Origin of the sequence: Bacillus xiamenensis, assembly GCF_000300535.1 — a bacterium.
Taxonomy (GTDB): domain Bacteria; phylum Bacillota; class Bacilli; order Bacillales; family Bacillaceae; genus Bacillus; species Bacillus xiamenensis.
Map to the genome: position 1 here is coordinate 19,101 of NZ_AMSH01000003.1, position 23,569 is coordinate 42,669.

The following is a 23,569-nucleotide window of genomic DNA, read 5'->3' on the forward strand; positions in this document are numbered from 1 at the left end:
GGTGATGTCAGGATGGCAAAGCAATCAATTGGATTATGTGAGCTGTGCGGAAGACAAGATGTCGTACTGACGGAACATCACTTAACGCCAAGAGAAGAAGGTGGGGCATTTCTACCGACTGCCTTCCTGTGCATCCCTTGCCATAAACAAGTTCATGCTCTTTATACAAACCAGGAGCTTGCCGCACGTTTGAACACGCTTGATGCACTAAGACAAGATGAAAAGCTCATTCCGTACATCAAATGGATTCGAAAACAGCCGGCAAGCAAGCTGGTCAAAACAAAAAAATCGAGACAACGCAGAAAGAAATAAGCATAAAAAAGCACTCCTCTAAATGAAATGGATGTAGAGGAGCCGCTTTATGCATTGCCTACCATATTCTGATCATTTAAGTCAGGATCCACATAGTTGGTTGCGCTAATGCCATTATTTAAAATCAAGAAATCTCCGGTATTCCCCGCTCCAGAGCCTAAAGCAGATTTTGACGAACTTTTAGGCGAAAGATAAAATGAGTCACCGACGTTTACGACGCCCCCAGAAATCGAGTTAATGTAAATGGGTCCGACAATTGCTGGCATAATCGACATCCTTTATTCGAAGTCATATCACCATCATATGCGCAGGGAGGTCCAATTGTGAGTTTGGCGGATTTTCGTCGTCGTTACTAAATAACTCTCGAATATGCTTCACTCGCGCAATGCCATTCATTCCACACGTAGAGCCAATTTGATAGATAGAGGAGGAAGACACCCCTTCTACATGTATTGACGATACTTTAATGAGAGGCTTTTCATGATAAAAGGCCGTTCTAACCGATCTTTCTGGTAGCATCAATGGTATTGGCTCAAAATACACTTCAAATTCTTTTGCATCCAAGTTTTCTGCTTCATTGCCATAAAACAAACTAATCGTTCGTTGAACAGCTAATACCTTAACGTTTGGGCATAGCGCCTGTGTATCACCAATTTGAACAACACTCGAAATCCCGACAGAATTCACCTTCGTGAACTTTACTTGAGATGTTCGTTTAATCATTATCGAGGTGCTAGAGGAACAAACGGGCCAATAATCAGTGATTCTGGCGGTGTATCGAAAATCGATGACAATTGTACGTGGTCTGTATCCCCAATAATGAATAGGGAAGAGGACGATACCCCGACTACTTTAATACTTCCGGTTTCGATGTTGCGGTTGACGACTGTGAAATTCATCCGTTTTCCTCTCCTTTCGTTTCACTTGGAATATGGGCTAAAAAGTGCTCAATCGCCCGTTTTACATCATGCTTCACATATTCAGCAATTTGCTCTGATCGCTGCAAAGGGGTCATATCTTCCCGGTGTGGCAGCTGTCCCGCATAGTATTTGATTCTGCTGTCTATTTGCTTTCGAATGTCTTCAATGATATGGTGCTTGTTGCTTTCATCAAGCGAGCCTTCATATCGCTGCTCGAGTTCTTCAAGAAGTTCTGGCGCTTCTTCATTTAAGAAGGCATCGACAAGCTGGCGTGTTTGATTGAAAAATTGATCAGCCATTTCTTGCTGCATCATTCCAATTCCCGGGGTTGTTGTTTGGCCCACTTCAAAATTTTGAACACTGTTTGGATCAGATGGATTGAGGCCGATATTTAATGTGCCTTCCAGCCGCTCGATTTTCAGTTGATCAAATTGATAATCAATCCGTTCAATCGTTGTTGTCGGTTTATCTTTGATCAGTTGCATTTCCTGCTGAAGCTCGTTAAGCCTTTTTTCAAGCATCATGATTTGTTGTGTTTGCTTTTGAATGATGCCATACATTTGTGAAGCGTTATTTTGATAGTCATACATATGCATACACCTCCGGGGATTGCAGATGAACTTAAGATGTTGGTGACTGAAGCGGTACAAACGGTGCTGTGCTTGCGCCTTGAGATTCTTCAATTCCTTGTGTGCCTGCTGCAGCAGGTGCTGCTTCTACGTAGCTGCCGGTGTTATACAGGTTGGAGAGTGCCTTGATTGATCCAGCACTTCCAATTTGCAGAACAGATGAGTTACTCACAGACTCCACACGTAAGTAATTAATTTGTATCGCTTGATTAATATAGAAGTTCAACGGATTCTCACTCCTTACAAGTTACCAACAAGCGGTTGATCAATGACATCACTATCATACGTATTTGTCACACTTTTATAGTTGCTAATACGTAATTGATCACCAGTGTTAAAACTGCCTGCGCCAGCAAAGGTTTTAACCTGACTATTTGGAGAAATGGTGATGCAGTCTCCAACATGAACGACTCCGCTCGTTCCGACGGCATTTACTTTAAAGGCTCCAACAATAGCCGGCATAGCGGTGCACATCCTTTATAGAAATAGGGCACTTCGTTTTTGGGCGTTTCACCATAGCTTATGATGGGTCTTTTAATGTGTGATTGTCTTTTTGAAGACTATTGATAAGAGGAATGAAGTGTATGGTTTAGCCTTTATTCGAGCATTCTTTAGAGGTGTATTTGATGCCTTTATTTAATAGTGTGTCAAGTTCTTGACTGCACCTGATGGTTTCTTCTGCATTCATACCGAATTTTTTCGCAGTCTCAATTAAATGTAATCTTTTCTGTTCAATTTCATAATTGATCATAACGGACGCCAACTCTCACATTTTTTATCAAATAGAAGGATATGGTTATTATACCCTATTTTTCTATAAAAAAAGCTGTTTCGTCAATATGAGAAGTAAAGTGACAAAATTCGAAAGCACCTTTACATGCGAGATGTCTCTTTTTTCATCTCAGCTTGTAAATAACGTCGTCTTTTGTTGATATACTGCCGGATTAATTCTCGCTCTGAATGCAGCATGTCTTTTCGATCTTTCGTATATGGATCATCCCCGATTCGCTTTTCAATAGCTGCATGCCATTTCTCAATGACGGGACAGAGGCGGTTTTCTAAAAAGTGTGTATCCAGTACGTGCTGAAAAAGAGCATAATAGGTTCTTTTAAACGAAGGAATATCTAGCAATCTAGCGGTTAATGTATTAAAGCCGCTAATGGGGATATAATCAAACGCCATTTCTTCTCCGTGAATATCACGACCCCATGTCGCATCATAATCCCAAGGGAGCACTTGACATCGCCCCTCGTCATTCACATAAAGAGCATAGTTATGAACAAATCCATCAAAGTTCTGGGTGCACACCACACCAATGAGCCAACGGAAATATTGTGTCACATCAAGGTACTGCTCAATTTTTTCTGCAAATGTGTCGTCTTTTGCTGTGTTCAGAAAGTAAATAAACTCGTTCAGCTCTTTGTCGTGTTGAGGTGTTCCCGTTTTTTTCTCGTATCCGAGAAGAAGATGTTTTTTTGGCTTTTTATCAAACGAACTCAAAAGAGAGAAATTGGCGTCATCATCTACTGCATAATAAATACCGCCTCCATGTAATTGTCGTTTTTGGAGGAATCGTTCATCCACGGATTCTATTTTTAAATAAATGCCTTCTTTTCTTCCATTGATGGTTAGAAACACATGAGAAGCGGCAGGGCTTAACACCCCCAATTGTTCGAAGAAATAAAAAGACAGCCTGTTTCGGATAAGAGAAGGATCATTGTACTCTGCATTTAAGTGAAAAAGGGACTCGCCTTGTCTTTGCTTTGGTTTCCTATATTCAATTTGATAGGACTTTTTCTTGAGCTTTCGAATGTGTGATCCGCGGTATGAGGCATAAATATGTGACTTCGTTTGACCGGTTTTGAGAATGCCCTCAACGGGCTCATCGTTCCATACGTCCTTTTTTAATTCCATGAGATCCTTTGGATGAATCCAGATATCCAGTTGTTTTAAAGGTTCTGTGTCCATGTGTCATCACCCTCCTATATCTGCTTCACTATATGAAAATGAAGGAATGTCCTGTACCTGCTGATAGGTATTCATGGAGTTTTCTAAGAAAGAGGCATTCGCCAAGAACACTTGTCTATCGACTCTCGTAACATAAAGCAGAGAAGATAAACAGCTTTGTCTGTTTGTTTTGTCAGAGCACAGATTGGGAGGGGAATTGTTCGTGAGTACATTTGATCATTCTCATATTGAACATGCAGTTGATTCACTTCGAAGTGAGGGGCGTGATCATCACTTAGATCGTGAACCAGAATCGAGACATTCGCATAAATCATCTCGTTCTCGTCAATCAAGACGCCGTCACTGGTTCTTTGGTGGAGGCGGCTGCCGTAAGTCATACCGCAGCAAAAAGAGTCACAAAAGCTATCGCTCTAAAAAAAGCCGCTGTTCCAAGAAAAGCGTGAAGAGTGAAAAACCATGCAAAAGTAAAAAATCGTATAAAAGTAAAAAATCATGCAAAAGCAAAAAAAGTGAACCGAAAAAATCATGCCGCAGCAAACACAAATCTCATCATAAGAAAAGCTGCCGCAAGTCACATCGCAGTCATCGATCAAAACGATCTCATCACCACAAACGTAGTCATTCTTGCCGAAGATGCGGAAAGAAAAAACATCATTCTCGCAGTCGAGGTCGAGGGCATGTCGATCGTAAATGGGATCAAGGAAATATGTGGGAATATCGACGCTACCGCTAAATATCAGATTTTCATTTTTGAAACCCTTTTTAAAAGAGAGTATGATAAAAAAGGGTTTTTTTATTTCATAGAGAAATAAAATGAGACATCATCACTAAGTGAAATGAAGATTGTGAGGGGAAGACATGAAGTTTTTTACAGGTGAGATACATGATAGGATGTTTATTGGGATCGTCATTGATGATGAATGGGTAATGGACATCAAAAAGGCTGAAGTCAAGTTATTTGAGCTTGAGACACTACCCAACTCTTTATCTGAATGCATCAACATGGGGGACAAGTTTGTGGATCACGTCAGCCAGCTTCTTGATTGGGCTGAGAAAAAAGAAGAAGACCGCGGCTCTTATGTCTATCCGCTTTCAGACGTGAAACTCCATGCACCGATTCCAAAGCCATCTAAAAACATCATGTGTGTCGGGAAGAACTATCAAGATCATGTTATGGAGATGGGAAGTGCGGCAGATATTCCTACAGACGTGATGATCTTTACTAAAGCACCTACCTCTGTTGTTGGACATGAAGCGGACATCCTTCTTCATGAAGATGTGACTAGTGAATTGGATTACGAAGGGGAGCTTGCCATCGTCATGGGTAAATCAGGAAAGAATATTGCACCTGAAGAAGTCCGTGACTATATTTTCGGTTACACCATTTTAAATGATGTGACGGCCAGAGATTTGCAGAAAAAGCACAAACAATTTTTCATAGGAAAAAGTTTAGATACATCTTGTCCGATGGGACCTTACATTGTCCACAAGTCAGTGATCGAGGATCATGGCGCGCTTCATGTGGAAACAAAGGTAAACGGAGAGGTTCGTCAGTCTGCCAGTACGGAATTAATGATCTTCCCGGTGGAGGACATTGTCTCTACTCTTTCAAAAGGGATGACGCTGGAAGCAGGTGACATCATTGCAACGGGTACACCTTCTGGCGTTGGAAAAGGATTTGAGCCGCCAAAGTTTTTGGCTTCAGGAGATCATATTGAAGTAACGATTGAACCGATTGGGACGTTATCGAACCGCGTCAAATAAAGCGCATGCTGACATAGGATTGTCATTTTGTGTTCGACTTATTTCGTGGTACGATGAGAAGGTACTTGTTCTGATAAAGGGGGAAACAACAAATGGGAACACATTTACATATTACAGCATGGGTGCTAGGTATTATTTTATTCTTTGTCGCCTTTGCATTAGCAGGTAAAAACGACAAAGGGGCTAAAATTGTCCACATGATCGTACGACTCTTTTACTTGCTCATTATCGCAACAGGCGTAGAGCTATATGTTCGCACAGGAATGAAAATTCCAGGTTTCGGGGGCGAGTATATTGGTAAAATGATATTTGGGCTCCTTGTGATCGGTTTAATGGAAATGGTCCTTGTACGCAAGAAAAAAGGAAAATCGGTGACAGGTGTGTTGATTGGGTTTATTGTGGCTGCGATTGTCACGATACTGCTAGGCTTGCGTCTACCGATCGGTTTTCATATCTTCTAAGATAAAAAGGACATTGCTTATACAAAGCAGTGCCTCAGATTGTTGACAAAGGGCTAAAATGAACTTTATTTTAGCCCTTTGTCTTCCTTTTCAGCGTGAACTGAAAACCTTTGCAGTCTAGGAAGGACGAGTACCGGAGCGGAGCGAATTTGACATTCGTGAGCACCGGCACGCAGGACTGACAAAGAATGCGAGGGTTTGTCTACACGCTGGGGCATTGCTTATACAAAGCAGTGCCTTTTTTATGTGACATCAAACGAAGAAATGAGCCGGTGTCCGTCAGAAGTCGTCCATTCAAACTGAATTTGGCTTGCGGTGGAATGATGGTGACATTGAAGGGCAAGTGATTGTGTATCTCTCGAAAATTGGAAAAAAGAGACGGCATGAAAAGGATAAAAGGATGAAAAGACACAATCGTAGACGGAGAACCCAAGCTGCTCTATATCGTCTATGATTTGGTAAAAAGCGTTTTCTGGTACGAACATAAGCAAGTCAAGCCAGCCTTTGGAAAGAGACGCTTTATATTGAATCGCTTCACCGCCTTTTATCTCCATCAGCTGTCCATTTTCAAGAAGAATCATGGACCCGAGCCATTCTCCTTTTGTCCATCGGTCATTTTCTTTCAAACAGATCATAGAGCTTTGAAGACTTTCTGGCAGCATGATGTCCCCTTCTTCATCTTCAATGAGACAATGACCGTTTTCAATCAGTAAATACCCGTTACACCATTTTTGTCTATGATGCTGAAGATATTTCAATCGTTTCTCCAATGGCAAAAGCTCCTTTCCTCTTTCTTTTCTTACCAAATGATGCTTGTCCTATACATGCGGAAAAAAGGACAAATCAACTATCAAGGAGACGATGCATAAACTAAGAAAGGCTGAATGAGAACACTTGATGAAAAACGGATGGGAGCTGATGATGATGTGTGGAATAACAGGCTGGGCAGACTTTAAAAAGCAGCTCATCCAACAGGATCATGTAATCAATCAAATGACAGATACATTATCTAAAAGAGGGCCAGATGATACAAATACGTGGAAAAGTGAGCATGTTCTTTTTGGGCATAAACGGTTAGCCGTTGTCGATGTAGAAGGCGGAAAGCAGCCAATGACATATACTCATCAAAATCATGCTTATACGGTTGTATACAATGGAGAGCTCTATAACACGGAGGATATAAGAAAAGAATTATTAAAAAGGGGGCATCGCTTCCTTGGACATTCTGATACAGAAGTTCTTCTTCACGCGTATACAGAATGGAAGGAAGAGTGTGTGACCCATTTTAATGGCATCTTTGCATTTGTCATCTGGGATAGTGAGCGTGAACTATTATTTGCAGGGAGAGACCGGCTCGGCGTCAAGCCATTTTTCTATACAGAACGTCATCATTCCTTTTTATTTGGTTCAGAGATCAAAGCACTGCTTGCTCACCCTGATATGAAAGCAAAAGTCGATCATGAGGGGTTATCGGAAATCTTTGGCTTAGGGCCGTCTAGAACACCAGGGCAAGGTGTTTTTAAAGGTGTGAAAGAGCTGAGACCTGCCCATGCCCTCACCTTTTCAAAAAATGGTCTGCGTGTGTGGAGGTACTGGAATGTCAAAAGCAAGCAGCATACTGACTCGCTTGATGACACTGCTCAGCACGTGAAGGAACTCTTTACAGATGCTGTCACAAGACAGCTTGTCTCAGACGTGCCAGTTTGTACGTTTTTATCTGGGGGCGTCGATTCTAGTGCCATTACGGCCATTGCCGCTAAGCACTTTGAGAAAATAGGGAAAGCACCGCTTCATACGTATTCCATTGACTACGAAGGAAATGATCAATTCTTTGAGGCGAGTCAATTCCAGCCGAATGCTGACGGGCCATGGATTGATCGAATGACCAAAGCGTTTCAAACGAATCATCACAGCTGTATCATTGGTCAAAAAGAGCTGGCTTTTTATTTGAAAGAAGCGGTTGAAGTGCGAGATTTACCGGGCATGGCAGATATTGATTCGTCGTTACTTTGGTTCTGCCGAGAAATAAAAAAGGATTTCGTTGTCGGTTTATCAGGTGAATGTGCGGATGAGATTTTTGGAGGCTATCCATGGTTTCACATGGCAAGCGAAACGAATGGATTTCCGTGGATGAGATCAACTGAAGCCCGCATTCAGCTTCTTCAAGACTCATGGCAAAAGAAATTATCACTGAAGGAATATGCACAGAGTAAATATGAAGAAACCGTGGCAGAAACACCTCTTTTAGACGGGGAAACAGGAGTAGATAAAGCCCGGAGAGAACTTTTTTACTTAAATATGATTTGGTTTATGACAACGCTGCTTGATCGAAAAGATCGCATGAGCATGGGCGCAAGCCTTGAGGTGCGTGTGCCATTTGCAGATCATCGACTCGTTGAGTATGTATGGAATATTCCTTGGGAAATGAAAATGCATGGAAATCGTGAAAAAGGGGTTTTGAGAAAAGCATTAGAGGGAATTTTACCGAGTGAAGTGCTTTATCGCAAGAAGAGCCCTTATCCGAAAACACATCATCCAGCGTATACTCAGGCTGTAAAAGAGATGTTAACAGATTGCCTTGCGCAAAAGGATTCTGTGCTTCATGAATTTTTAAATCCACACCAATTGAAACAGCTGATTGAAACGGAAGGGGCTTCCTTTCAAGTTCCTTGGTATGGCCAGTTAATGAAAGGGCCTCAGCTCATCGCCCATCTGGCGCAGATTCATCATTGGTTTGAAACCTATCGCATTGATATAGAAGCGTAACAAAAGGTCGGCTTTCTTGCACTTGTTGAAAGAAAGTCGGCTTTTTTGCTACATAACATGAGACTTTTAGAGCACATCAAAAGTTGATCTAATTCTTCTAATTTGTATAATTAACTTAAAGTGAATTAATTTGGAGGAAATAGGATAATGAAAATCATTGTGATCGGAGCAGGACCAGGGGGACTTGCAGCAGCCATGATGCTGCAAAGCAAAGGACATGACGTTCATGTATACGAAAAACAGCCCTTTGTTGGCGGACGTAACTCTAAGTTTCAACTTGGTGATTTCACGTTTGATACAGGTCCTACCTTTCTCAGTATGATTCATATTGCAGAGGAGCTGTTCACCTTTGCTGGTAAAAATCTTTATGACTATATGGATGTCATTGAATTAAAAGAAATGTATAGATTAATCTTTCAAGACGAGAAGCTTGATATGATTCGAGATCGAGACGAAATGTACAAACGGTTAGAAGCCTTTGCATCTGGTGAAGGCGAGGGATATTTACGTTTTATGAACGATACAAAGCGAAAAATGGACCGCCTGACGCCAATTCTACAAAGTAAAATGGACCGTTTTCATCATTACTTGCGTCCGAAGGTTATTAGAGCGCTTCCACAGCTTTCATTAAATAAGAGCTTATACGATGTGCTGTCAGACTATTTCTCGAATGAATCAGTGAAATATGCATTTACATTCCAATCAAAATATTTAGGGATGTCACCTTGGGAATGCCCTGGCGCATTTTCAATCCTTTCGTTTATGGAGCATGACACAGGCGTTTTCCATCCGAAAGGCGGAGTGAACCAGCTGTCAGAAGCGATGGCAAAGGCAGCTGTTGAATCTGGCGCAACCATTCACCTGTCATCTGGAGTTGAAAAGCTGCTGACTGAAGGCAGGAAAGTGAAGGGGATTCGCTTAGAAACAGGGGAAGAAATCGAGGCGGATGAGGTGGTTGTAAATGGTGATTTTGCACACGTAATGACAAAGCTTGTAGAGCCGGGTCTCTTGAAGAAATATAGCGAGAAGAAACTGAAAAAGAAAAAGTTCTCATGCTCGACCTTTATGCTGTATTTAGGCTTAGATACGATATATGATGAGCCGCATCATACCATCGTTTTTTCCGATGACTATGCGAAGTTCGTCAAAGAGATTACGAAAACCTTTGAGCTGCCGGATGATCCGTCCATTTATATTCAAAATGCAAGTGTGACAGATGATTCGCTTGCGCCAAAAGGCAAATCAGCTCTTTATGTGCTTGCGCCAGTTGCGAATAATCAAAGCGGTATTGACTGGGAAGCGCATCAAGATGAATTTAGAGAGCTTGTGCTGGATACGTTGGAGCGGAAAACAGGCTTTAAAAATATTAGACAGCACATAGAAGTCGAGCGGATGATCACACCGAAGCATTGGGAGGAAGAGCTTTATGTGTATGAAGGTGCGACATTTAACCTTGGCCATCAGCTTACGCAGATGATGGTGCTAAGGCCGCATAATGAATTTGATGAATTGAAGCACTGCTGGCTTGTTGGTGGAGGAACGCACCCAGGAAGCGGTCTGCCGACCATTTTAGAATCAGCGCGTATTACGACAAATGCGATTCTTTCAAAAGAGAAGCATACGCACAAAAGAGTGCCACATCAAGAAAAGGGGAGCGCCTCATGAAAAAACATATATTAATTGCTGGCGGCGGTATTGGCGGAATGATCTCAGCACTTTATTTAAAAAAAGCTGGACATGATGTCACCCTTGTCGAAAAAAATGAACGGCTTGGCGGGAGACTTGCTTTTGTACGTGAGAAAGGATATAAAGTAGATGAAGGTCCGACCATTGTCCTACTTCCTGATATGTTAAAAGGAATTTTACATGAGATAGGAATTGACGAATCCTCACTTGATCTGCTGCAGCTAGACCCGCTGTACACGATTCAATACCAAGATGGCACTTCTTACACGAAGTATTCTGATATCCTGCGGCAGCTCGATGAAATCAGGCGTGTATTTCCAAAGGAAGAACAAGGATTTCTGAAATTTATGGAAGAAATGACGAATCGATTTCAAGAAGGGCAGCAAGCTTTTCTAGAAAAATCGTTTCATGAAAAACGCACCTTTTTTACAAAAGCAAACATGAAAATTTTAATGAAATTAAAAGCATATCGAACGGTTCAAAGCGCGCTAAAAAAATATTTCTCAGATGAACGCCTGAGAGATGCGTACGCACTTCAAACCCTCTATGTCGGAGGAAACCCGTATGAAGCGTCTGCTATTTATTCGCTAGTTTCATATAGTGAGCATGCCCATGGAATTTATTATTTAAAAGGCGGATATGCGAGTTTAGTAGATATATTGGAAAGACAGCTCCTAAAGATGGGGGTCGAAGTAAGACAAAATGAAGAAGTAGTGCAATTGGAATTTGAGGGGAAACGAGTGGTCAAAGCAAAAGTAAATGATGAAGACATAGCAGCTGATGCATTTGTGATAAACGGAGATTATCCAGCAGCGTTAAAACAGCTTGGTTTAGTTGAACAAGACCGGCGCAAATACGTTCCATCCTCCGGCTGCGTGATGGTGTATCTAGGGTTAAACAAGATATACCACGAAGCACCTGTTCATCAATTTTTTATGGGAGAACACTTTGATCAGCATATGAAAGACGTTTTTCAAACGAAAACGATCCCTCAAGACCCGTCGTTTTATACATTTCATCCATCGATCATTGATCCATCACTTGCTCCAAAAGGCTGTAGTGTCCTATATATGCTGATTCCTGTACCGTCAGGAGATCACATCAACTGGGAAGAGGAGACAGACTTTGTCGATAAAATGGTGGAGCGTCTTGAAAAAAGAGGCTTTCCGCAATTGCGAGAGTCGATTGTCTGGAAAAAGGTCAGAACACCCAATGATTCAATGCGAGAAGGATTGTTTGAAGGCGGCAGCTTTGGACTTGCTCCTAATTTGTTTCAATCAGGTGTTTTTCGGCCGCAAGTGAAGGTTGCAGAGACAGACAATCTTTATGCGGTGGGCGCTTCAATTCATCCCGGCGGCGGGATACCAATTGTGATGCAAAGTGCGAAGCTCATGGCTTCTGTATTGCTAAAAGATTTGAACGACAGAAAGGAAGTGAAGCTAAGTGGTTGATGTACAAACAGCTTTGAAAGTATGTGAAGAGACCATTCAAACACATTCAAAAACGTTTTACCGTGCCTTTTCCATGCTGCCTAAAAAGAAAAGACAGGCAGTTTGGGCTGTTTATTCCTTTTGCCGGAGAGCGGATGACATTGTAGATGAGTCCACTTCACCAAAAGAGGAACTGGCGTCTTTTCAGGAGGCGTTTGATCGTTTCTTACAGGGCGAAGTAGACCGTCATGATCCAATGTGGGTAGCGCTCGAGCATACATTTCAAGAGTTTCGTATGGATGAAGCCCCGTTCTTCGACCTGCTGCGAGGACAGGAGATGGATTTAGAGCAGCATAGATATGAAACGTTAGATGAACTGCTCATTTATTCCTATCATGTCGCAAGTACCGTTGGGTTGATGCTGCTTCCAATCATTGCACCACGTAAAAAAGAACAGCTAAAAGAAGCAGCGATTTCGCTGGGGATTGGCATGCAGCTGACCAATATTCTTCGTGATATTGGTGAGGATAAGGCGGAAAGAGACCGCATTTATTTACCAAAACAAGTCATGGATCAATTTGGGTATACAGAGCAAGAATTGCAAGAAGGCATCGTCAATCAAGCATTCCAGCATGTATGGGAATATATTGCCTTTGAGGCAGAGGCGTACTACGAGGAATTTTTTGACCACCTTCATGAATTTCCGCTTTATTCACGTATACCGGTGAAAGCGGCTGCTCACTTTTACAAGGCCATTTTAGATAAAACAAGAGAAAATGAATACCGCGTGTTTACAGAGCGTTCGTTTATTTCAACACAAGAAAAAGCACTTATTTTAGAAGATATGATGTAATGATAAGGACCGTTGTCAATCATCTGAAAGGACTGCACCCGCAGTCCTTTTTATGTGGAAGTAAAACGATATTCCGTCCATATCCTTGAACGCCACCGCCTATACATAAAGATGCCTCTTACCCACTCATCTACAATAAAAGAAATCCAAACCCCAACAAGGCCCATCTCAAGCTGAATGCCTAAAATATATGCGATCGGAAGCCCGATTCCCCACATTGAAATCATCGCCATATAGACTGGGAATTTCGCGTCACCAGCTGCCCGCAAGGAGTTGATGATGACCATATTAAAAGAACGTCCAGGCTCTAAAATGATCGTTAACAGAAGAAGCAGGCTGGCAATTTGAATGATTTCACTGTTGCTAGTGAAAAAAGCGAGTAAATGCGTCGATGATAAAGATAAAGCAGTGGAGGAAAGAAGTGATATAGCAATGGCCCAGTATAGGCTTTTCATGCATCTGCGATAGGCAGCGTCAAATTCTTTTGCCCCGATATGACGTCCGATTAAAATTTGGGTTCCTTGGCTAATGGCTGCGCCAAACAGCATAATGAACATCATGAAGTTCTGCGTATAGACTTTTGCGGCTAGTGCTTGTGTTCCCATAAATGTAATAAACAGCGTAATGATCATTTGAGAACCATTATAAGAAAGCTGCTCTCCAGCAGAAGGAATCCCAATTTTCAGCAGCCTTTTTAAATGCGTCTTCTGGATGTGAAACATTTTTTTCAGTGAAAACCTTAGCCCAATTCGGCGGCGAACAATCAAGATCATGGCGGTCAATCCAATGAACCGAGCAAATGATGTGGAAAAAGCAACACCCATTACGCCTAATACAGGGAAGCCAAACGGGCCGAAAATGACCAAATAATTACCGGCAACGTTTAACAAGTTCATTCCGATGGTGACATACATCGTGTCTTTCGTAAATCCGTAGCTTTTTAAAATAGCACTATAGGTCATAATGAGAGCCTGAATAAAAGAAAGCAGTCCGACAATCTGTAAAAAAATTGAGGCATCCGGCATTAGCTCGTGTGATAACCCCATCATATGCAGGATGGGAACAGCTAACACAAACATGAGGAGACTAATGACAAAGCTAATCAGGAAGTTGGTTCCTAGTGATACATAGGCAACTTGGGTCGCTTCCTGCTTGCGGCTCGCTCCTAAAAGCTGCGCAATCACAATCGTCGTACCTGTTGTAATAAAACTGAACATCACAATCAATAAATTTAGCAACTGGTTGCTGACACCGACTGCGGCTACACTGCTGTCAGCGTATTGACTAAGCATCAGTGTATCTGCACTGCCCATCAGCATATATAAAGAGATTTCGATAAAAATAGGCCACGTTAATGCAAATAATGAAGGGTGAGATTTCTCACTTTTGGCTTCAACCTGTGGAATTGGCAGTGCTTGAGGTTTCATCACATCGCCCTCCTTTCGTATAAATCCGATTTATAGTGTACCGTGCATTGACTATAATAAGAAGAGATCAAACCGAAACTTATTGGAGAAATCCGACTTCATAAGGGGATGAATATGAGTCCATTTATTACATTTACTGTACCGCCGTTTCCGGTTTATATTGCTTCAGGCAAAGGGGTATTTCATCAAGGAGAAAGACATATCTCTAGAATCTTCACTGTATTTGATCTTCTTTATGTCACAAAAGGTGAACTGTGGATAACAGAAGACGAGGTGCCCCATCACGTAAAAGAAGGAGAATACATCATATTATCACCAGGCCTGTCTCATGGCGGACATCTGCCATGCAAAGAAGAAACACTTTATGAGTGGCTGCATTTCTCAATTGATCCATTTGAGTTTACGGATCGGCCGAGAGAACACTGGCTTGATATGAAACAAAATCAAGCCACTTTCGAAAAAGCAGCAAGCTATGAATTTCGTCTGCCCCAAAAAGGAAAAGTGAAAGGAAGAAGTGTGTTAGAGAAGCATCTTTCAGCTATGAGGGCATTAAATGATGATGCGTCTGAGCTTCCGCTGAAAAAGCAGCTTCAATTTGAGGAAATGCTTATTCATTTGCAAAAGGAAGCATTTCATATTCCAAGTGCAAAGGAGACCGTCGCTTCAGAAGTGGTTCACTATCTTGAGCGTCATTTTACGCAAAAACTAAAAATGGAGAAGCTGGCAGAGGTTCTTCATTATCATCCTGATTACATGACAAGATGTATGCAAACTGTGTACGGAATGACTCCTAGTCAGTACATCAATCGTCTAAAAATGGAAAAAGCCAAAAGCATGCTTGCTTCAACAAATGAAAAAATAGCTTTCATTGCAGAACATGTAGGCATTGATGATCCTACATATTTTTCTAAGCTGTTTCGGCAAAATGAAGGCATGACGCCTATCCAATACCGTCATCTTGCAAAAAGAACAACAAAGTAAAGGAACGTGAACCGATGAATGGGAAAAAAGAGGAGCTTGTGAGCATACGTCCATTAGACGAAAGAGATTTAGAAGTGGTGTGGCATTTAAAATTTAAAGCACCTGATCAGTCCTATCGAAAGTGGAATGCACCTTATTTGATTGAACACGACATATCGCTTGCTGCATTTAAGAAACGATATGTACAGGATGAATCCATCCCGCCGAAACTATTTGGCATTGATGTAGGCGGCGAAATAAAGGGTACGGTGTCTTATTATTGGGAAAATGAACGCACACGCTGGCTTGAATGCGGAATCCTTATTTATGACTCACGCTTTTGGAATGGCGGCGTTGGAACGAAGGCGTTACAACTATGGGTAGATGAACTATTTTCGCAGATAGATATCCCGCGAATTGGTTTGACCACCTGGTCTGGAAATGAACGCATGATGCGCTGCGCAGAGAAATGCGGGTTTACCCTTGAGGGGAGACTGCGAAAGGTTCGTTACTACCAAGGAGAGTATTATGATTCGATGCGTTATGGGATGCTGAGAGAAGAATGGAAAAATCTCCCGCGTTATCTATCTAAATAATTTTTCTTATTATTAGGACAAAAGTATCGTATGATGGAATAAACTGAAAAAGAAGGGCGGCAGGTAAATGTGAGCTGGATTACAGGTTGGTTTGTATCCATTTTCGTTGCAATCTATCTATTCGTAGATGCACCAAAACATGGGAAAAATAGATGGCTATGGTCCATTTTAGGTCTTTTATTCGGGCTCTTTACACTTGGAATCTATCTCATTCAAACAGGAAGAAAAGGGTTGGGCTGGACAGTGCTGATTGTGTCCATTCTCATCTATTCTATTTTTATCCTAGTCTATGTCTTTTACTTCATATTGCTGATCATCGGGTACTCAAACGCATAATTCAGAGACCGCATGTACATAAGGGGGGGTTGATCGTGAGAATCACGGGTTTATTTGTTTCACTTGCTGTTGCCATCTATTTATGGTTCGATGCGCCAAAGCATAACAAAGACAAATGGCTATGGTCCATCCTAGGTTTACTTTTTAGTACAATCGTTCTTGGCATCTATTTGATCAAAACAGAGAGGAAGGGGCTGGGCTGGACGATCCTCATTTTAACTATTTTATTTTATCTCATGCTGCTGATCTCTGTTTTGATCGGTATCATCCTTTTTTATCAGGTAAGTCCTTCATAATGAAGGGCTTTTTTTTAGCTGTTGAGCAGGTACACCTGCAAGGACAATCTGTGAATCCCGCCTTAATAAATATCACAATATGCCCCAATTTTTGCGTGCTTGCCCGCAATCAAGCGCCCCGTATGATTGATGCAAAGACATCAATCGAGATATCAAAGCCATGCGGCATCCCCTTCTTTTTATGTAAATACCTTTGACCCTTCCATATATCATCACCAAACCACCGTGGTCTTTTGTGATGAATGGCTAATGCTTTCTGATCCTGTACCAAGTAGTGGAGAAGATCCTGCTTCGTTAAAATCCTCGATTTCCATTTATTTTAGAGAAATGATATCTCTATCACCATTTATACCAACATAGAAGTTCGCTATTTCTTTGTTTTTCTACATTCATTTCATCCAGCTTTCCCGTATAAAATAAGCATTCAGTGACGAATAGAACAAAAGAACCAGGAAAATTGATTTGTAATTTTTTTCAACAACCTTCAAGATGAAACGCTTTCTCTCCTTATGGCAGTAGATGTTTGTAAAATGACACGAAATTACTCGTAAAAAAGAGAATGTGACATTCATATGCTTTTCGAATCATCTTTTTGAATACAATTGACTTTCATATTTGACATCCTCTAGTCTAGTAATTGAAAATGATAATCTTTATCAATTGGAGGAGTGTTTTATTATGTCCATCAAAACCGTTTCTAAAAATCAGAAGTTTTTAGAGCAGCAAAGTCAAAGAGAATCTAATGCAAGGTCTTACCCGAGACGGTTCCCATTAGCTATGCAAAAAGCCGAAGGCATGATCGTGACAGATGCGGATGGCAGAGAGTTTTATGACTGCCTGGCAGGTGCAGGAACACTTGCACTTGGTCACAATCATCCGGTTGTGATAGAAGCGATTGAACGTATGCTTCATGAAAAAAGACCATTGCATACGCTGGACATAACCTCAGAAATTAAAGAAGAATTTGTGAATGAGATTTTTTCTCACCTGCCAGAGGAGTTTGCGAAAAGAGCGAAAATTCAATTTTGTGGACCAACTGGTGGTGATGCTATAGAAGCAGCCATTAAATTAGTCAAGACAGCCACAGGGAATCGTTCCATTCTTTCATTCCATGGCGCTTATCATGGAGCGACACATGGCACGATGTCATTAAGCGGGAATTTGTCGCCAAAGGAAAGAGTGCAAGGGTTAATGCCAGATGTCCATTTCCTGCCTTATCCATATGAATACCGCTGCCCATTTGGTATTGGGGGTAAAGATTCGCACCGTATTTCCAGCTCTTATATCGAGCGTGTTTTAAATGATCCTGAAAGTGGGATTCTTTCGCCGGCAGGCATGATCTTTGAAGCTGTGCAAGGAGAGGGCGGCTCCATCCCGGCATCCATTGAATGGATCCAAGAAATGAGACGAATCACAAAAGAAAAAGGCATTCCGCTCATTATTGATGAGGTTCAATCAGGTATTGGACGAACAGGTAAGATGTTTGCCTTTGAACATGCAGGAATTGTGCCAGACGTCATTGTGCTGTCAAAAGCAATTGGGGGAAGCCTGCCGCTATCAGTTGTGATCTATGATAAAGACTTGGATCAATGGAATCCAGGTGCACACATTGGCACATTTAGAGGAAACCAAATGGCGATGGCAGCAGGAACCGCTACACTTAAATTTATAAAAGAAACCAATTTGCTTGATCATGTAGAAGAGATTGGTGAGCGTATGCGGGCTAGCTTAAAAGACATCCAAAAACAAGTACCTGCTCTCGGTGATGTACGAGGAAGAGGTCTAATGATTGGCGTTGAAGTCGTGAATACCGATGAGAAACAGGATGTGGACGGTAGTTATCCAGCGAATCCAGAGCTAGCCAGTCTCATTCAAAAGAATTGCTTCGATAAAGGCTTAATTGTGGAGACAGGAGGCCGCTTTGGAAGTGTGATTCGATTCTTACCGCCTTTGACCATGACGGAAGAACAGCTCGAAAAAGTCATCGCGATTTTTAAAGAGGCGGTTTACGATGCAGTCAACTAAGACTTCTGTTGATTCATTATTTATTAATCAAAGCCAGCTTGGGAGGGAGTCCTTCCAAGCGGCTCTTCATACATCAATCGACAGCTTAATGGACGAGTGGGAAAAAGACAAAGGACCTTACAGCGGAATATTGCCTGGGAAATTAGCGGCTAGTGTCGAATCGTTATTCCAGTTTCAACCGTCGGGAGAATCCATTGAATCTGTTTTTCGGGATATAAAAGAACACCTTTTGCCGCATTTGGTTGATGTATCACATCCTAAATGCTTGGCGCATCTACATTGCCCGCCTCTCATTCCTGCGCTTGCAGCAGAGGTGATGGTAAGTTCCTTTAACCAATCAATGGATTCCTTCGATCAAAGCGGCATCGCTTCTTTGGTTGAGGAGGAAATCCTAAAGTGGCTATGTGAAAAGTTTTCTTATGGAGAACGAGCAGATGGAACATTTACGAGCGGCGGAACTCAATCTAACTATATGGGACTGCTTTTGGCGAGAGATGCATTTTGTGAAAATACTTGGCATTGGAATGTTCAGCAGAAGGGCTTACCGGGCGAAGCTCACCGTATGCGCATCCTCTGCTCCAAGAATGCCCACTTCACTGTGAAAAAGTCAGCATCCCAGCTAGGTTTAGGTGAACAGGCAGTCGTGCTGGTAGAGACAGATGAGCATCACCGAATGGACCTAAATGATTTGAAGAAGAAGCTCGTTGAGTTAAAGGAGCAGGACCTGCTGCCTTTTGCTATAGTAGCGACTTGCGGGACAACTGATTTTGGCAGTATTGATCCGGTTCGTGACGTGTACGACATCGTCAAGCCATTCGGTCTGTGGATTCATGCAGATGCTGCATATGGCGGAGCACTTGTGTTAAGCGAAATCAATCGAGGTAAATTAGCCGGCATTGAACTTGCTGATTCGATCACGATCGACTTTCATAAACAATTTTATCAGCCGATCTCCTGCGGGGCATTTTTGCTAAAAGATAAAAGACATTTTGGTTTGATTGATTATCATGCAGATTATCTGAACCCAAAGGAAGATGAACTGGATGGAATCTTGCACCTCGTCAATAAATCTGTTCAAACAACTCGCCGGTTTGATGCACTGAAATTACTTCTTTCCCTTCGTCTGATTGGAGAAGAAGGGTTCGGCGGCATCATTGACCATACCATCCAATTTGCAAAGGATGTGGCTGTGCTTATTGAGCAAAATGATCATCTTCAAGTGATCAATCCTGAGCCGGAAATCAATGCGATCGTCTTTCGATTTATGGATGAGCATCACACAGATGACGTCAATAAGATCATTCATCGGACTTTATTCCAAACCGGTACTGCTGTTGTTGCAAAAACAGTGGTTGATGGTCAAACATGCTTGAAATTCACTTTGTTAAATCCGAGAACGACAATCACACATATTGAGGAAATCCTTTCTGACATCGTTGATATCGGGATCGCTCATATTCAATCCGGGAGGGTACTACGTTGAGTCAATATAAACAAATGGCTGAAAATGCAACCATGCAAAGCTTTTTAAATTGTTTTTTACGTGAAACAGGAATCGATCGTTCTGCAAAGAAAGAGACATACGAAGACGGTTCGCTTGTATTCGTAGCAAAACTAGCAAGGCAAGATCTTGAGCTTGTCATTCCGATCCGATATTTTTCGCCTGTCGGCCGTCATCTATTTGATTTTCCCGTTCGCTTTCGCCCGCAAGGCAGTAAGCAGGAGGGAACGGTTGTCGATTACACGACTCTTGTTGCTTTATGCTCAAAGGAACTTCTCATTGAATACGGTCGTACAGATGCAGAGGATGAGTTCATGCTTCGCATCATTTTAAGCTGCCGGAATATTGAACGATTCTTAAAGGAGAGAGAAAGTGATCGAGAGGCTCTTTCTCAAGCTGATTTTGAATATATCGAAGCGGAGCAGTCACTTCTCCTTGGACATTTAACGCATCCTACACCAAAGAGCAGACAAGGAATGACAGAAGAGGAGGAAGCCATTTATTCTCCTGAGCTGAAGGGTTCCTTCCAGCTTCATTACTTTAAAGCGCACCCTTCTATTGTGCTTCAGGATTCTTCTATTTCACAGTCTGCACAGAGCCTCATGCTTGAGGAGCTATTGCGCCAGATGCCAGAAGAAAAAGAGCGGCTGAATACCTTAACAGAAGGCGGAGAATATGTCCTCATTCCGATTCACCCCCTTCAAGTGAAAGTGGTCATGGAGAAAGCCTTCGTCAAGCGTTATATAGAGGACGGGAAGCTGGCTTATGTAGGGCCGCTAGGGTCTGAATACACAGCGACATCTTCCTTTAGAACCGTCTATCAAAAGGACTCTGCTTACATGCTCAAATTCTCTGTCCCTGTGAAGATTACGAACTCCTTGCGTGTCAACAAACAAAAGGAACTTGATCGCGGAGTTGAGATGTCTCGTATTTTAAAAACAGAATTAGGCGTTTCTTTATATGACAAATTCTCTGGATTCCGGGTGATTGAAGATCCTGCGTATTTATCCATTCAAGGAGACGAGGCGGAATCTGGCTTTGAGGTGGTCATTCGTCAAAATCCATTCTTGCATCATGAAAAAGGGGCAAGCTTAATTGCTGGGCTATGTCAGGATCATGCATATGGAGGAAAATCACGCCTGGCAGGAATCATTCATGAACTAGCAGACAGAGAAGGCAGATCAACAGAAGCGGTGAGCCGCGACTGGTTTAAACAATATTTAACCATTTCGTTAGAGCCGATGCTTTGGCTGTTTGAAACGTATGGTCTTGCCCTTGAAGCCCATCAGCAAAATGCTGTCGTGCAGCTAAAGGATGGTTATCCAGACACATTCTATTATCGTGACAACCAAGGCTACTATTATAGTGAATCGAAAAAGGACCAACTCGCAAGGCTTGTTCAAAATTTAAGCGTCAGAAGTGAAACCATTTGTGCAGATGATGTAGCCGTTGAGAGGTTGCGCTATTATTTCTTCTTTAATCATTTGTTTGGTCTCATTAACGGCTTTGGCACAGAAGGGCTGGCAAAGGAAGAAGACTTGCTGGCACTTGTTAGAGACACACTGCTTGCGCATGAAAAGACATATGGTGAATCTGACCTGACAAACAGTCTTCTCCGCTCAAAGGAATTGCCTTCAAAAGCGAATTTGCTCACGCGGTTTGAAGATATGGATGAACTGACAGGTTCTCTGGAAACACAGTCCAGATACACGCCGGTCTTAAACCCACTCTTTTTGCATAAGGAGGCGCTGATTGGATGAGGGATCGTATTAGGTTCATTCGGGCTGAATATGAAAGGGACGTCCGCCTTGTCCATAAGTGGATGCAAGAAGATTACGTTCATCCGTTTTGGCATTTGAATATTCCGTTTCCTGCTTTTGAAAAGCATTTTTATCAGGCGATTCATGATCCTCATCAAACCCTTTATTTAGGAACGATTGACGGGACGCCGATGAGTTATTTTGAGGCATACAATGTGAAAGGCGATGTGATTGAATCGTACTATCAACCTTCCCCTCATGATCAAGGGATTCATCTGTTAATAGGGGAGCCAGATTATGTTGGAAAAGGATACGCTGCACCGCTCCTTCAGGCCATGACAGCTTTTCAATTTGAGCAGAACAAACGAACAGAAAAAATCGTTGCTGAGCCGGATATTCGGAACGAAAAGATGATCCATGTCTTTGAAAAGTGTGGATTCGAGCGTGTGAAACCAGTCAATTTACCAGATAAAACAGGACTTTTGATGTTTTGTGATCGAGATCGATTTGAAAGGAAGTATAACCATGACGCGGTTCAACAAGCAAACTAATGTAGTGGATGTCATTGGAATTGGCATTGGACCATTTAACCTAGGGCTTGCTGCATTATCTGAAGAAGTAAAGGAAATTGATGCGCTGTTTTTTGAAAGAAGTGAAGCCTTTCACTGGCACCCAGGTATGCTCATTGAAGGGACGACACTTCAAGTCCCATTTTTAGCGGACCTTGTCAGCATGGCAGATGTGAAAAGTAAATATAGCTTTCTCAACTATTTGCAGGAGCAAAACCGGTTATATTCATTTTACTTCCTAGAGGACTTCCACATCCCGCGCAAGGAATATAGTCATTATTGCCGCTGGGTCGCTGAACAATTAGACTCTTGCCGTTTTGGGATGAATGTCGAATCTGTCTCATTGACCGAGAAGGCAGGCGAAAAGCGATATGAAGTGCATGTCCGTCATGTGAAAGATCAAACCGTAGAGGTGTTTGAAAGTAAGCATCTCGTTTTAGGAATCGGTACGCAGCCAGCGATACCAGCATCTCTCCAGCCAGCTTTAGGAGACAAAGTGTTTCACTCAGCTGAGTATTTGAAACGAAAGAAAGAAGGCTGTTTCAAAGGAAAGTCTGTAACGGTCATTGGTTCTGGTCAAAGTGCGGCAGAAGTATTCTATGATATTTTGTCAGATGATGAGGCAAAGGATATTCACTGGTTTACACGGTCTAAAGGATTTTTCCCAATGGAATATTCAAACCTTGGTCTCGAGTATTTTTCTCCAGATTATATTGATTTCTTTTATGAGCTTCCGCAAACAAAAAAAGATGCGCTATTAAAACAGCAAGACTTGCTGTATAAAGGCATCAGCTCTGCGATGATCCGTGATATTTATCACCTGCTTTATGAACGTTCTGCTTGTGGAAAGCAGCTGAACACAGTGCTGCAAGCGATGACAGAGGTCAATTTAATTGAGGAAACAGAGGATGGCTTATCACTTTCTTGCTCTCAATGGGTGAAAGAGGAATCCTTTACACATGAAACAGATATTGTCGTCTTGGCAACTGGCTATCAATCGGTATTACCAACGTTTATCCAGCCGATTTCTCATCATATTCAGTGGGATGATCAAGGACGTTTCCAAGTCGAACGTGAATATCGTTTGAAAACAAACACAATGGGTGAAAATGATATTTTTGTGCAAAATGCAGAGCTTCACACACACGGGGTCGGTGCACCAGATTTAGGGCTCGGGGCGTACCGAAACAGTGTCATAATCAATGAACTTGCTCGTCAAACGGTGTATCCACTTTATCAAAAGCACGTCTTTCAGACATTTGGTATACACAAGAACGTAAACACATTTGAAGAAATCAAAGGTTAAGGAG

At 42.0% G+C, this 23,569-nt stretch carries 27 protein-coding genes; 17 read left to right on the forward strand and 10 right to left on the reverse strand.

What is annotated here, in order from left to right:
- The first annotated feature begins 12 nt into the window (after window positions 1-12).
- Window positions 13-312 (forward strand): HNH endonuclease family protein, encoded by a 300-nt coding sequence (locus tag BA1_RS01935; protein ID WP_008355148.1) that lies wholly within the window; start codon window positions 13-15, stop codon window positions 310-312.
- Window positions 313-359: 47 nt separating this feature from the next.
- Here the strand turns inward: BA1_RS01935 and BA1_RS01940 are convergent, their stop codons facing one another.
- From BA1_RS01940 to BA1_RS01975, 8 genes are all read right to left on the reverse strand, one after another.
- Window positions 360-578, reverse strand: a complete 219-nt coding sequence (locus BA1_RS01940; RefSeq protein ID WP_003211468.1) for a spore germination protein — start codon at window positions 576-578, stop codon at window positions 360-362.
- A gap of 22 nt (window positions 579-600) precedes the next feature.
- Window positions 601-1,035: a spore germination protein GerPE gene (locus BA1_RS01945; RefSeq protein ID WP_008355151.1), complete on the reverse strand. Its 435-nt coding sequence runs from the start codon at window positions 1,033-1,035 to the stop codon at window positions 601-603.
- Window positions 1,035-1,211, reverse strand: a complete 177-nt coding sequence (locus tag BA1_RS01950; protein ID WP_003210893.1) for a germination protein GerPD — start codon at window positions 1,209-1,211, stop codon at window positions 1,035-1,037. Before BA1_RS01950 ends, BA1_RS01945 begins: the two co-directional genes overlap by 1 nt.
- Window positions 1,208-1,822, reverse strand: a complete 615-nt coding sequence (gerPC, locus tag BA1_RS01955) for a spore germination protein GerPC (RefSeq protein WP_008355155.1) — start codon at window positions 1,820-1,822, stop codon at window positions 1,208-1,210. The genes BA1_RS01950 and gerPC overlap by 4 nt, the downstream gene beginning before the upstream one ends.
- Window positions 1,823-1,853: 31 nt before the next feature.
- Window positions 1,854-2,087, reverse strand: a complete 234-nt coding sequence (locus tag BA1_RS01960; protein ID WP_008355157.1) for a spore germination protein GerPB — start codon at window positions 2,085-2,087, stop codon at window positions 1,854-1,856.
- Window positions 2,088-2,101: 14 nt separating this feature from the next.
- A complete protein-coding gene (locus BA1_RS01965; protein ID WP_003211745.1) occupies window positions 2,102-2,323 on the reverse strand; it encodes a spore germination protein in 222 nt (73 codons plus the stop codon).
- Between the two features lie 127 nt (window positions 2,324-2,450).
- Window positions 2,451-2,612, reverse strand: a complete 162-nt coding sequence (locus tag BA1_RS01970) for an aspartyl-phosphate phosphatase Spo0E family protein (protein WP_008355160.1) — start codon at window positions 2,610-2,612, stop codon at window positions 2,451-2,453.
- 122 nt (window positions 2,613-2,734) lie between these two features.
- On the reverse strand, window positions 2,735-3,829 hold the full coding sequence (locus tag BA1_RS01975; RefSeq protein WP_008355162.1) for a CotH kinase family protein: 1,095 nt from the start codon (window positions 3,827-3,829) through the stop codon (window positions 2,735-2,737).
- A 202-nt stretch (window positions 3,830-4,031) separates the two neighbouring features.
- On the opposite strand from BA1_RS01975, the gene BA1_RS18980 reads away from it, so the two are divergent.
- The 3 genes from BA1_RS18980 (at window position 4,032) to BA1_RS01990 (ending at window position 6,054) form a co-directional block, all read left to right on the forward strand.
- The gene (locus BA1_RS18980) at window positions 4,032-4,562 is read left to right on the forward strand and encodes a CotG/ExsB N-terminal domain-containing protein (RefSeq protein ID WP_155887848.1); all 531 of its coding nucleotides are present in this window, start codon (window positions 4,032-4,034) and stop codon (window positions 4,560-4,562) included.
- 125 nt (window positions 4,563-4,687) lie between these two features.
- Window positions 4,688-5,593, forward strand: coding sequence for a fumarylacetoacetate hydrolase family protein (locus BA1_RS01985; RefSeq protein ID WP_008355167.1), 906 nt, complete (start codon window positions 4,688-4,690; stop codon window positions 5,591-5,593).
- Between the two features lie 92 nt (window positions 5,594-5,685).
- Window positions 5,686-6,054, forward strand: a complete 369-nt coding sequence (locus tag BA1_RS01990) for a YisL family protein (RefSeq protein ID WP_008355169.1) — start codon at window positions 5,686-5,688, stop codon at window positions 6,052-6,054.
- A 242-nt stretch (window positions 6,055-6,296) separates the two neighbouring features.
- Here BA1_RS01990 and BA1_RS01995 read toward each other — a convergent pair whose 3' ends face one another.
- Window positions 6,297-6,824: a DUF2777 family protein gene (locus BA1_RS01995; protein WP_034738213.1), complete on the reverse strand. Its 528-nt coding sequence runs from the start codon at window positions 6,822-6,824 to the stop codon at window positions 6,297-6,299.
- Window positions 6,825-6,978: 154 nt separating this feature from the next.
- Between BA1_RS01995 and asnB the strand changes: the two genes are divergently transcribed.
- The 4 genes from asnB to BA1_RS02015 all read left to right on the forward strand — a co-directional run bounded on the left by asnB (window position 6,979) and on the right by BA1_RS02015 (window position 12,789).
- Window positions 6,979-8,820 (forward strand): asparagine synthase (glutamine-hydrolyzing), encoded by a 1,842-nt coding sequence (gene asnB, locus BA1_RS02000; RefSeq protein ID WP_008355173.1) that lies wholly within the window; start codon window positions 6,979-6,981, stop codon window positions 8,818-8,820.
- A gap of 147 nt (window positions 8,821-8,967) precedes the next feature.
- Entirely contained in the window at window positions 8,968-10,485 is a 1,518-nt protein-coding gene (locus BA1_RS02005; RefSeq protein WP_008355175.1) for a phytoene desaturase family protein, read from the forward strand.
- On the forward strand, window positions 10,482-11,957 hold the full coding sequence (locus tag BA1_RS02010) for a phytoene desaturase family protein (protein ID WP_008355177.1): 1,476 nt from the start codon (window positions 10,482-10,484) through the stop codon (window positions 11,955-11,957). Before BA1_RS02005 ends, BA1_RS02010 begins: the two co-directional genes overlap by 4 nt.
- Complete coding sequence (locus BA1_RS02015; protein ID WP_008355179.1) at window positions 11,950-12,789, forward strand: phytoene/squalene synthase family protein; 840 nt, start codon at window positions 11,950-11,952, stop codon at window positions 12,787-12,789. The genes BA1_RS02010 and BA1_RS02015 overlap by 8 nt, the downstream gene beginning before the upstream one ends.
- A 50-nt stretch (window positions 12,790-12,839) precedes the next feature.
- Here the strand turns inward: BA1_RS02015 and BA1_RS02020 are convergent, their stop codons facing one another.
- Entirely contained in the window at window positions 12,840-14,216 is a 1,377-nt protein-coding gene (locus BA1_RS02020; protein WP_008355181.1) for an MATE family efflux transporter, read from the reverse strand.
- Between the two features lie 114 nt (window positions 14,217-14,330).
- Between BA1_RS02020 and BA1_RS02025 the strand changes: the two genes are divergently transcribed.
- The 9 genes from BA1_RS02025 to BA1_RS02070 all read left to right on the forward strand — a co-directional run bounded on the left by BA1_RS02025 (window position 14,331) and on the right by BA1_RS02070 (window position 23,565).
- On the forward strand, window positions 14,331-15,197 hold the full coding sequence (locus BA1_RS02025; RefSeq protein ID WP_008355182.1) for an AraC family transcriptional regulator: 867 nt from the start codon (window positions 14,331-14,333) through the stop codon (window positions 15,195-15,197).
- A gap of 14 nt (window positions 15,198-15,211) precedes the next feature.
- Window positions 15,212-15,772, forward strand: coding sequence for a GNAT family N-acetyltransferase (locus tag BA1_RS02030; protein ID WP_008355184.1), 561 nt, complete (start codon window positions 15,212-15,214; stop codon window positions 15,770-15,772).
- Window positions 15,773-15,841: 69 nt separating this feature from the next.
- A complete protein-coding gene (locus BA1_RS02035; protein WP_008355186.1) occupies window positions 15,842-16,108 on the forward strand; it encodes a hypothetical protein in 267 nt (88 codons plus the stop codon).
- Window positions 16,109-16,143: 35 nt separating this feature from the next.
- Entirely contained in the window at window positions 16,144-16,404 is a 261-nt protein-coding gene (locus BA1_RS02040) for a hypothetical protein (RefSeq protein WP_008355189.1), read from the forward strand.
- 678 nt (window positions 16,405-17,082) lie between these two features.
- A complete protein-coding gene (locus BA1_RS02050) occupies window positions 17,083-18,429 on the forward strand; it encodes an aspartate aminotransferase family protein (protein ID WP_008355194.1) in 1,347 nt (448 codons plus the stop codon).
- Window positions 18,416-19,912 carry a pyridoxal phosphate-dependent decarboxylase family protein gene (locus tag BA1_RS02055; RefSeq protein WP_008355197.1) on the forward strand — a complete coding sequence of 499 codons (1,497 nt, stop codon included), beginning with the start codon at window positions 18,416-18,418 and terminating at the stop codon, window positions 19,910-19,912. The genes BA1_RS02050 and BA1_RS02055 overlap by 14 nt, the downstream gene beginning before the upstream one ends.
- Window positions 19,909-21,690, forward strand: coding sequence for an IucA/IucC family protein (locus tag BA1_RS02060; RefSeq protein ID WP_008355200.1), 1,782 nt, complete (start codon window positions 19,909-19,911; stop codon window positions 21,688-21,690). The genes BA1_RS02055 and BA1_RS02060 overlap by 4 nt, the downstream gene beginning before the upstream one ends.
- Window positions 21,687-22,241: a GNAT family N-acetyltransferase gene (locus BA1_RS02065; RefSeq protein WP_008355203.1), complete on the forward strand. Its 555-nt coding sequence runs from the start codon at window positions 21,687-21,689 to the stop codon at window positions 22,239-22,241. The genes BA1_RS02060 and BA1_RS02065 overlap by 4 nt, the downstream gene beginning before the upstream one ends.
- Window positions 22,216-23,565 (forward strand): lysine N(6)-hydroxylase/L-ornithine N(5)-oxygenase family protein, encoded by a 1,350-nt coding sequence (locus tag BA1_RS02070; protein ID WP_008355205.1) that lies wholly within the window; start codon window positions 22,216-22,218, stop codon window positions 23,563-23,565. The genes BA1_RS02065 and BA1_RS02070 overlap by 26 nt, the downstream gene beginning before the upstream one ends.
- The last annotated feature ends 4 nt before the right edge of the window (window positions 23,566-23,569 follow it).

Coding starts and splice junctions, on each gene's coding strand:
- BA1_RS01935 (WP_008355148.1), top strand. CDS start 13: ATGGCAAAGCAATCAATTGGATTATGTGAGCTGTGCGGAAGACAAGAT.
- BA1_RS01965 (WP_003211745.1), bottom strand. CDS start 2,323: ATGCCGGCTATTGTTGGAGCCTTTAAAGTAAATGCCGTCGGAACGAGC.
- BA1_RS02065 (WP_008355203.1), top strand. CDS start 21,687: ATGAGGGATCGTATTAGGTTCATTCGGGCTGAATATGAAAGGGACGTC.
- BA1_RS01940 (WP_003211468.1), bottom strand. CDS start 578: ATGCCAGCAATTGTCGGACCCATTTACATTAACTCGATTTCTGGGGGC.
- BA1_RS02050 (WP_008355194.1), top strand. CDS start 17,083: ATGTCCATCAAAACCGTTTCTAAAAATCAGAAGTTTTTAGAGCAGCAA.
- BA1_RS01950 (WP_003210893.1), bottom strand. CDS start 1,211: ATGAATTTCACAGTCGTCAACCGCAACATCGAAACCGGAAGTATTAAA.
- BA1_RS02020 (WP_008355181.1), bottom strand. CDS start 14,216: ATGAAACCTCAAGCACTGCCAATTCCACAGGTTGAAGCCAAAAGTGAG.
- BA1_RS02005 (WP_008355175.1), top strand. CDS start 8,968: ATGAAAATCATTGTGATCGGAGCAGGACCAGGGGGACTTGCAGCAGCC.
- BA1_RS01970 (WP_008355160.1), bottom strand. CDS start 2,612: ATGATCAATTATGAAATTGAACAGAAAAGATTACATTTAATTGAGACT.
- BA1_RS01985 (WP_008355167.1), top strand. CDS start 4,688: ATGAAGTTTTTTACAGGTGAGATACATGATAGGATGTTTATTGGGATC.
- BA1_RS01975 (WP_008355162.1), bottom strand. CDS start 3,829: ATGGACACAGAACCTTTAAAACAACTGGATATCTGGATTCATCCAAAG.
- BA1_RS02070 (WP_008355205.1), top strand. CDS start 22,216: ATGACGCGGTTCAACAAGCAAACTAATGTAGTGGATGTCATTGGAATT.
- BA1_RS02025 (WP_008355182.1), top strand. CDS start 14,331: ATGAGTCCATTTATTACATTTACTGTACCGCCGTTTCCGGTTTATATT.
- asnB (WP_008355173.1), top strand. CDS start 6,979: ATGTGTGGAATAACAGGCTGGGCAGACTTTAAAAAGCAGCTCATCCAA.
- BA1_RS02030 (WP_008355184.1), top strand. CDS start 15,212: ATGAATGGGAAAAAAGAGGAGCTTGTGAGCATACGTCCATTAGACGAA.
- BA1_RS02010 (WP_008355177.1), top strand. CDS start 10,482: ATGAAAAAACATATATTAATTGCTGGCGGCGGTATTGGCGGAATGATC.
- BA1_RS02055 (WP_008355197.1), top strand. CDS start 18,416: ATGCAGTCAACTAAGACTTCTGTTGATTCATTATTTATTAATCAAAGC.
- gerPC (WP_008355155.1), bottom strand. CDS start 1,822: ATGTATGACTATCAAAATAACGCTTCACAAATGTATGGCATCATTCAA.
- BA1_RS01945 (WP_008355151.1), bottom strand. CDS start 1,035: ATGATTAAACGAACATCTCAAGTAAAGTTCACGAAGGTGAATTCTGTC.
- BA1_RS01990 (WP_008355169.1), top strand. CDS start 5,686: ATGGGAACACATTTACATATTACAGCATGGGTGCTAGGTATTATTTTA.